Genomic DNA, 3,003 nt, shown 5'->3' on the forward strand with positions numbered 1-3,003 from the left:
TAAAGTTCATTGACATATTGAGATAAGAAAATAATAAAAAGTAGAAAGCATTTTTTGCTTGTTTATTTATAGACAAGTAAAAGAAACGGCATTCTTAATTGAATGTTGGTACAATAAGCAAAATAAGGGCGTATGGGGGATGCCTTGGCTCTCAGAGGCGATGAAGGGCGTGATAAGCTGCGAAAAGCTACGGGGATTGGCACACACGATATGATCCGTAGATACCCGAATGGGGCAACCCACTATGTTGAAGACATAGTACACCGATAGGTGGGCAAACCCGCTGAACTGAAACATCTAAGTAGGCGGAGGAGAAGAAAACAAAAGTGATTCCGTAAGTAGTGGCGAGCGAACGCGGATTAGCCCAAACCAATGTTGTTACGGCAATATTGGGGTTGTAGGACCACGTTATTTGTTGCGGATAGAATTAGAATCTACTGGAAAGTAGGGCCAGAGAAGGTGATAGCCCTGTATAAGTAATAGAAGATAACGATAGTGGTATCCTGAGTAGGGCGGGACACGAGAAATCCTGTCTGAATTTGGCGGGACCATCCGCTAAGGCTAAATACTCCTGAGAGACCGATAGTGAACCAGTACCGTGAGGGAAAGGTGAAAAGAACCGTGAATAACGGAGTGAAATAGATCCTGAAACCATACGCTTACAAGCGGTCGGAGCCCTTTCGTGGGGTGACGGCGTGCCTTTTGCATAATGAGCCTACGAGTTAACGTTGCTGGCAAGGATAAGTGGTTAAGCCACGGATCCGTAGCGAAAGCGAGTCTGAATAGGGCGCTTTAGTCAGTAGTGTTAGACGCGAAACCGTGTGATCTACCCATGGGCAGGATGAAGCTGTGGTAACACATAGTGGAGGTCCGAACCGGTTGACGTTGAAAAGTCTTCGGATGACCTGTGGGTAGGGGTGAAAGGCCAATCAAACTCGGAAATAGCTCGTACTCCCCGAAATGCATTTAGGTGCAGCGTTATGCGTAAAGTTATATAGAGGTAGAGCTACTGATTGGATGCGGGGGCTTCACCGCCTACCAATTCCTGACAAACTCCGAATGCTATATAATGTTTCATAACAGTGAGGGCTTGGGTGCTAAGGTCCAAGTCCGAGAGGGAAAGAACCCAGACCATCAGCTAAGGTCCCCAAATATATACTAAGTTGAAAGAACGAGGTTTGTCTGCCCAGACAGCTAGGATGTTGGCTTGGAAGCAGCCATTCATTTAAAGAGTGCGTAACAGCTCACTAGTCGAGCGGACGAGCATGGATAATAATCGGGCATAAGTATATTACCGAAGCTATGGATTTACAATTAATTGTAAGTGGTAGGGGAGCATTCTCACAGGGTAGAAGGTGTATCGTAAGGTATGCTGGACCGGTGAGAAAAGAAAATGTAGGCATAAGTAACGATAATGCGGGCGAGAAACCCGCACACCGAAAGACTAAGGTTTCCACAGCTATGCTAATCAGCTGTGGGTTAGTCGGGACCTAAGGCGAACCCGAAAGGGACAGTCGATGGACAACGGGTTAATATTCCCGTACTAGTTATTACTGTGATGGGGTGACGGAGTGATGAAAGCGCCGCGAACTGACGGAATAGTTCGTTGAAGTACCTACCTATAAGACCCGCAGGCAAATCCACGGGTTTTGGGGAAATACGATAGTACTCGGAGTCTTCGGACAAAGAGATAGTGCGCCTAAGGGCTTCCAAGAAAAACCTCTAAACTTCAGGTAATAAGTACCCGTACCGCAAACCGACACAGGTAGTCGAGGAGAGAATCCTAAGGTGCTCGAGAGATTCATGGCTAAGGAATTAGGCAAAATAGACCCGTAACTTCGGGAGAAGGGTCGCCAGCAGCAATGCTGGCCGCAGTGAAGAGGTCCAGGCGACTGTTTATCAAAAACACAGGGCTCTGCAAAATCGTAAGATGAAGTATAGGGCCTGACACCTGCCCGGTGCTGGAAGGTTAAGTGGAGATGTTATCTTCGGAGAAGCATTGAAATGAAGCCCCAGTAAACGGCGGCCGTAACTATAACGGTCCTAAGGTAGCGAAATTCCTTGTCGGGTAAGTTCCGACCTGCACGAATGGTGTAACGATCTGGACACTGTCTCAGCCATGAGCTCGGTGAAATTGTAGTAGCGGTGAAGATGCCGCTTACCCGCAGTGGGACGAAAAGACCCTGTGCACCTTTACTATAGCTTAGTATTGACCTTGGACAAATGATGTGTAGGATAGGTTGGAGACTGTGAAGTGGCGTCGCTAGGCGTTGTGGAGTCATTGTTGAAATACAACCCTTTGTTTGTCTGAGGCCTAACCCCGTTATGCGGGGGACATTGCTTGGTGGGTAGTTTGACTGGGGTGGTCGCCTCCAAAAGAGTAACGGAGGCTTCTAAAGGTTCCCTCAGTACGCTTGGTAACCGTGCGTAGAGTGCAATGGCATAAGGGAGCTTGACTGAGAGACATACAGGTCGATCAGGTACGAAAGTAGAGCATAGTGATCCGGTGGTTCCGCATGGAAGGGCCATCGCTCAAAGGATAAAAGGTACGCCGGGGATAACAGGCTGATCTCCCCCAAGAGCTCATATCGACGGGGGGGTTTGGCACCTCGATGTCGGCTCGTCACATCCTGGGGCTGGAGAAGGTCCCAAGGGTTGGGCTGTTCGCCCATTAAAGTGGCACGCGAGCTGGGTTCAGAACGTCGTGAGACAGTTCGGTCTCTATCTACTGTGGGCGCAAGAAATTTGAGTGGATCTGATTCTAGTACGAGAGGACCGAATTGGACAAACCTCTAGTGTATCTGTTGTCACGCCAGTGGCATCGCAGAGTAGCTACGTTTGGAAGGGATAAGCGCTGAAAGCATATAAGCGCGAAACCCACCACAAGATGAGATTTCTTTTAAGGGTCGTGGGAGATGACCACGTTGATAGGCTATAGATGTAAAGGCAGTAATGTCATAGTCGAGTAGTACTAATAACCCGTAAGCTTATGTACGCTTTTCC

General features: G+C 48.2%; 1 rRNA gene. It reads left to right on the top strand.

Annotated elements, in window-relative coordinates:
• Positions 1-111: 111 nt before the first annotated feature.
• Positions 112-2,995 (top strand): 23S ribosomal RNA (locus ACP7AQ_RS15935).
• The last annotated feature ends 8 nt before the right edge of the window (positions 2,996-3,003 follow it).

This window comes from Flavobacterium sp. DSR2-3-3 (genome assembly GCF_049896585.1).
In the GTDB taxonomy this organism is placed as follows: domain Bacteria; phylum Bacteroidota; class Bacteroidia; order Flavobacteriales; family Flavobacteriaceae; genus Flavobacterium.